Raw genomic sequence first — 5,126 nt, forward strand, 5'->3', positions numbered from 1 at the left:
CTCCACGAGATCGCGATCTCGTCGGACGTGCGGCGACGAGTCAGTCGCGGCCGCGGAGCTTGTCGATCTGCCGGCGCTCGCGCTTGGTGGGGCGGCCGGCGCCCCGGTCGCGGACCGGCAGCGCGGCGTACATCTCGCGCGGCGGCGGAGCGGGCGTCTTGTCCACGTAGCAGGTCTTCGCCACCGGGGCGCCGACCCGCTTGGCGATCGTGCGCGTGACCTCGACGATCGTCTCGCGGTGGTTCGCCCACACGCGGATCTCGTCGCCCGGCACGACCTGCTGGGCGGGCTTGACGGCGGTGCCGTTGATTTTCACGTGCCCGCCGCGGCACGCGTCGGCGGCCTGCGAGCGGGTCTTGAGCAGCCGCACCGCCCACAGCCACGCGTCGACGCGCACGGGCTTGGAGTCGTCGACGTGGTTCATGGTGATCGGGCTCTTCGGGGTCGGGTCGGGTCCGGTCGGTTCAGGCCTTCAAGCCGGGGTGCGCCGCTACGCGTTGTCGCGGTGGTTGACGATCTTCTGGACCTTCTGCCAGTTGATGAAACCGCCGGCGACGCCGATGACCGTCAGGATGATGAACAGCGGCAACGACGACGCGAGAAGGCCGATGGCCACGCCGGCGACGACGCCGCCACCGGTCCACACGACGGCGTTGCGGCTGTACCGGCGCACCGCGTCCTTGCGCTGCTGGATCGGATTGGAGTGGTACGGCTGAAGGCTGCTCATGGGGGACATCTTAGGCAGATCACTCGCCGGTGTAGGTGCCGGGGCGCTTCTCCATGAATGCGTCGAGGGCTTCGCGGTGGTCGCGGGAATGGTGTGCCAGGGCCTGCATCGCCGACGACAGCTCGAGCACGCCCGCCAGCGACTGGTGCTGGGACTCGCGCAGCAGCTTCTTCGCCATGCGCACGGCGTTGGGCGGATTCTTGGCGACGCGGCCGGCCAGGGCGCGGGCGGCGTCGAGAAGCTCATCCGGCTCGACGACCTCGTTGACCATGCCCCACTCCAGCGCCTTCTCGGCGGTGACGCGGTCGCCGGTCAGCGCCATTTCGGCGGCGCGGGCGGGCCCGAGGGTCTTGGTCAGCAACCACGCCCCGCCGTCGCCCGGAATGATGCCCAGGCCGACGAAGCTCTCGGAGAACCACGCCTTCGTCGAGGCCACCCGCATGTCGCACATGAGGGTGACGTCGCAGCCGGCGCCGACCGCCGGGCCGTTGACGGCGGCGATGACGGGCACCTCGCAGTTGTACAGCGACAGCGGAATGCGCTGGATCCCGGACCGGTAGGACTGGCGGATCTGGTGTGGGGCACCGCCGAACATCCCGGAGCGGTCGACCATGTCCTTGACGTTGCCGCCGGCGGAGAACGCCGGGCCGGCGCCGGTGAAGATGACGGCCCGCACGTCGAGGTCCGCGTTGACCCGGTCGACGTTGGCCACGATCGCGTCGATGACGTCCGGCGAGGAGATCGGGTTGCGGATCTCCGGCAGGTTGATCGTCCACGTCTCCACGTGCCCGTCGCGGTCGACGAGCAGCACGTCCTGGGTCATGGTTCCTCCACGTTCGTCCACGTCCACGGGCATTGCGCCCCTTCGGTGACCCAGGTTACAGACGATTCACGCCGGCGCTTCCGTCCACGTCTCCCCCGCTTCACCCGACGTCAGCGCGCCGTGCGTGATCGCCTGCAGCACGCCGTCGAGGCGGTCGGCGCCTCCGGGTTCGACTTCCACGAGATGCTTTGCGACGGTTCCCCATTCGGTGTCGGAGATGACGAAGCCACGGGCGCGCAGTTCGGCCTCTACCCGGCCGGCGTCGGCGGCGTCGACCTCGACGGACCGGATCTCGCGGCGCACCCGCTTCGCGCGCGGCACGTCGGCGAGGCACTCGGACACGGCGTCGGAGTAGGCGCGGACGAGCCCGCCGGTGCCGAGCTTCACGCCGCCGAAATACCGGATTACCACGGCGGCGACGTCGGTGAGCCCCGAGCCGACGAGCACGTCGAGCATGGGGCGGCCCGCGGTGCCCGAGGGCTCGCCGTCATCCGAGGACCGCTCGACGCGGTTGGCCCCGGGCACCTCGTGGATGTACGCCGAGCAGTGGTGGCGGGCATCGGGGTACTCGGACTTCGCCATGGCGATGAGGTCGCGGGCTTCCCCGCCGTCGTCGGCACGCCCGATCCACGTGATGAAGCGCGAACGCTTGATCTCGATTTCCCCGGTGGTCAGGGAACCGCGGGCCGGGACGATGAGGGACGACATGGCCACATTGTCGCACTCGCCCGCGCGACAGCCGGGCCCGGCCTCTGCCGTGAACGTGGCAAACCCCTACCATCGGTGACATGAGCAACTACCGCGTCTGGGCCCCGTACGCCGCCGAAGTGGAGCTGTTGACGGGTGATCCGTCGGCACCCGAGCACCACACGATGACAGCCTGCGAGGACGGACCGGACGGTTGGTTCGAGGCAGACAAGGCGATGGAGGTCGGCGAGCGCTACGCCTTCCGGCTGCGCGCCACCGCCGGCCACGGCGCCCCGCAGGAGGACGACTCGGCCGAGGCCGCCGACTCCGCCGCCGAGTCCGGGGACGCCGCCGCAGCCGATCCCCGCGTCGGCGACTGGACCATCCCGCTGCCCGACCCTCGCTCGCGCCGCCAGCCCGACGGCCCCCACGGCTTCTCCGAGGTCGTCGACCTGGGCGCCCACGATTGGCGGGCGAAGGACTGGACCGGCCGCATCCTCCCCGGCGGATTGATCTACGAGCTGCACGTGGGCACCTACGCCGAATCGGGTGATTTCGCGGGCGTCGAAAAGCGGCTGGACCACCTGGTGGACCTGGGCGTGACGCACGTGGAGCTGATGCCGGTCCAGCCGTTCGGCGGCGACCGCAACTGGGGCTACGACGGCGTGAGCTGGCACGCGGTCCACGAGGGCTACGGCGGGCCGGAGGGGCTGCAGCAGCTCGTCGACGCCTGCCACGAGCGCGGGCTGGCCGTCATCCTCGACGTCGTGTTCAACCACTTCGGCCCGGACGGCAACTACGTCGGGTTCTTCGGCCCGTACACCTCCGGCGGCAACACGGGCTGGGGCGAGGTGGTCAACCTCATCGGCCCCGAGTCCGACGAGATCCGCTCGTACATCCTCGACGCCGTGCGCCTGTGGCTGGCCGACTACAGGATCGACGGGCTGCGGTTGGATGCGGTTCATGCGCTTCACGACGAGGGCGCGTTCCACATCCTCGAACAGATGCAGGTCATCGCCGACACCGTGGCCGCCCAGACCGGCGTGCCCCGCAGCCTCATCGCGGAGTCCGACCAGAACGACCCGAAGCTGGTCAAGCCCCGTGCGGCCGGCGGTTTCGGGCTGGCGGCCCAGTGGGCAGACGACGTCCACCACGCGCTGCACACCGTCGTTTCCGGCGAGGACCACGCCTACTACTCGGACTTCGGCACCGTGGAGACCCTCGCGCAGACGCTGCGGGAGGCGTTCCACCACGCGGGCACCATGTCGACGTTCCGCGGGCGCGTCCACGGCCGGCCGCTGGACCTGTCGGTGCAGCCGCTGAGCGCGTTCGTCACGTACACCACCACCCACGACCAGACCGGCAACCGCGCCTCCGGCGACCGGCCGTCGATGAACCTGACGCCGGCGCAGCAGGCGCTGAAGGCCGCCGTCATCGCGTGCTCGCCGTTCACGCCGATGCTGTTCCAGGGCGAGGAGTGGGGCGCGTCGACGCCGTTCGCGTTCTTCTGCTCCCACGAGTCGGACCTGCTGCTGCGCCTGACCCGCGAGGGCCGGATCCGCGAGTTCGCCCGCGCCGGCTGGGATCCCGAGGAGATCGCCGATCCCGCCGACCCGCAGACATTCGAGAACTCGAAGCTGAAGTGGGACGAGCTCTCCGACGACCCCCACGCGACCATCCTCGACACCTACCGCGCGCTGTTCGGCCTGCGCCGCACCCGCCCCGCGCTGGGTTCGCCGTGGGCGGATTCGGTGGAGACGACGGTCGAGGGCCGGACGCTGCTGCTCACCCGCCGCGCCGACGGCGACACGGTGCACCTGGCGGCGAACTTCTCCGACGAGCCGGCCGAGGTCGCCGTCGACGCCGGCTACGAGGAGCTCATCCACACCCACGTCGACGCGCCCGCCGCCGTCGGCGATGGCGTGGTGAAGCTCCCCGCCTGGGGTTACGCGGTGCTGGCGTAGGACGGCGACCCGGCGATGGACGGTACCCGGCTCCAGCGCCTCTCCCGCGAGGTGGCGCTCGGATTGCCCGCCGCCGAACTCGCCCACCCCTTCGGCCCCGAGTGGGACGTGTTCCGGGTGGCGGGCAAGATGTTCATGCTCCACCACCGGCTGCCGGACCACGGGGCGAAGGACGTCGCCGCGCCGGGCGGCACGTCGATCATCGTGGTCAAGGCCGAGCCCGGCGACGCCCACGCCCTGCGCCGGGCCCACCCCTTCATCTTCCCCGGCTACCACCTGAACAAGAAGCACTGGATCACGGTGGTCGCACCGGGCGAGGTCTCCGCGGCAGATTCGGATTCGCCTGACGACGACGCCCGCCCACAGCAGTCCCCCGCCCCCGACGGGGCACCGGACGCGGTGACCGGCATCGACGAGATCGCGTTCGGGGGTCTCGTTCGCGATCTCGTCGTCGATTCCTACCGCAACGTGGTGCTGGGCCTGCCGAAGGCGAAGCAGCCGGTAGACCCGATGCGCTTCGGGTCGGAGAGCTAGCGGGCGACCCAATTCAAGGACCCCGCGCTAACCCACCCTGAATGTCTTAACCCACCCGTTTTAGCGGGTGGGTTAAGACATTCAGGGTGGGTTAGCGGTCTTACGAGCCAGTGGGCTGTGCCGACCGTCCCCCATCAGCCTCATCCAGCCGAGTCGGTCCCCGCGAGGCCCGTCAGCCCTCGGCCGGGGTGGCGACCTCGTCCGCCGCGCGGCCGCCGATGATCGCCGCGTAGGTGACCAGGCCGAACGTGATGCCGGTGGCGACCATGACGGCGAACATCACCAGTCCCAGAATGTCGGCTTCGCTCATCGCGCTCTCTTCCGTTCGTTAGCTTGTTTGCCGGCGCCTACTCGGAGATGAAGTCCGGCAGATCGTCCTCGGAAATATCTC

The 5,126-nt window shown here is 70.2% G+C and carries 7 protein-coding genes; 2 read left to right on the top strand and 5 right to left on the bottom strand.

All coding sequences use genetic code 11. The annotated features are described in order from the left end of the window. Positions 1-40: 40 nt before the first annotated feature. From GX015_RS06310 to GX015_RS06325, 4 genes are all read right to left on the bottom strand, one after another. Complete coding sequence (locus GX015_RS06310) at positions 41-424, bottom strand: RNA-binding S4 domain-containing protein (protein WP_102214652.1); 384 nt, start codon at positions 422-424, stop codon at positions 41-43. Positions 425-490: 66 nt separating this feature from the next. Further along, entirely contained in the window at positions 491-736 is a 246-nt protein-coding gene (locus GX015_RS06315) for a hypothetical protein (protein WP_291343673.1), read from the bottom strand. Positions 737-746: 10 nt separating this feature from the next. Further along, positions 747-1,550 carry a crotonase/enoyl-CoA hydratase family protein gene (locus GX015_RS06320; RefSeq protein WP_291343674.1) on the bottom strand — a complete coding sequence of 268 codons (804 nt, stop codon included), beginning with the start codon at positions 1,548-1,550 and terminating at the stop codon, positions 747-749. 66 nt (positions 1,551-1,616) lie between these two features. After that, on the bottom strand, positions 1,617-2,258 hold the full coding sequence (locus GX015_RS06325; RefSeq protein WP_291343676.1) for a YigZ family protein: 642 nt from the start codon (positions 2,256-2,258) through the stop codon (positions 1,617-1,619). Positions 2,259-2,338: 80 nt separating this feature from the next. Between GX015_RS06325 and treZ the strand changes: the two genes are divergently transcribed. After that, positions 2,339-4,201, top strand: a complete 1,863-nt coding sequence (gene treZ / locus GX015_RS06330) for a malto-oligosyltrehalose trehalohydrolase (protein WP_291343678.1) — start codon at positions 2,339-2,341, stop codon at positions 4,199-4,201. A 15-nt stretch (positions 4,202-4,216) separates the two neighbouring features. Continuing rightward, on the top strand, positions 4,217-4,735 hold the full coding sequence (locus tag GX015_RS06335; protein WP_291343680.1) for an MmcQ/YjbR family DNA-binding protein: 519 nt from the start codon (positions 4,217-4,219) through the stop codon (positions 4,733-4,735). 172 nt (positions 4,736-4,907) lie between these two features. On the opposite strand, the gene GX015_RS06340 is transcribed toward GX015_RS06335, so the two are convergent. Beyond that, positions 4,908-5,045, bottom strand: a complete 138-nt coding sequence (locus GX015_RS06340) for a hypothetical protein (protein WP_291343681.1) — start codon at positions 5,043-5,045, stop codon at positions 4,908-4,910. Positions 5,046-5,126: the final 81 nt, after the last annotated feature.

The sequence above is a fragment of the Corynebacterium sp. genome, from assembly GCF_012837295.1.
Classification (GTDB): domain Bacteria; phylum Actinomycetota; class Actinomycetes; order Mycobacteriales; family Mycobacteriaceae; genus Corynebacterium.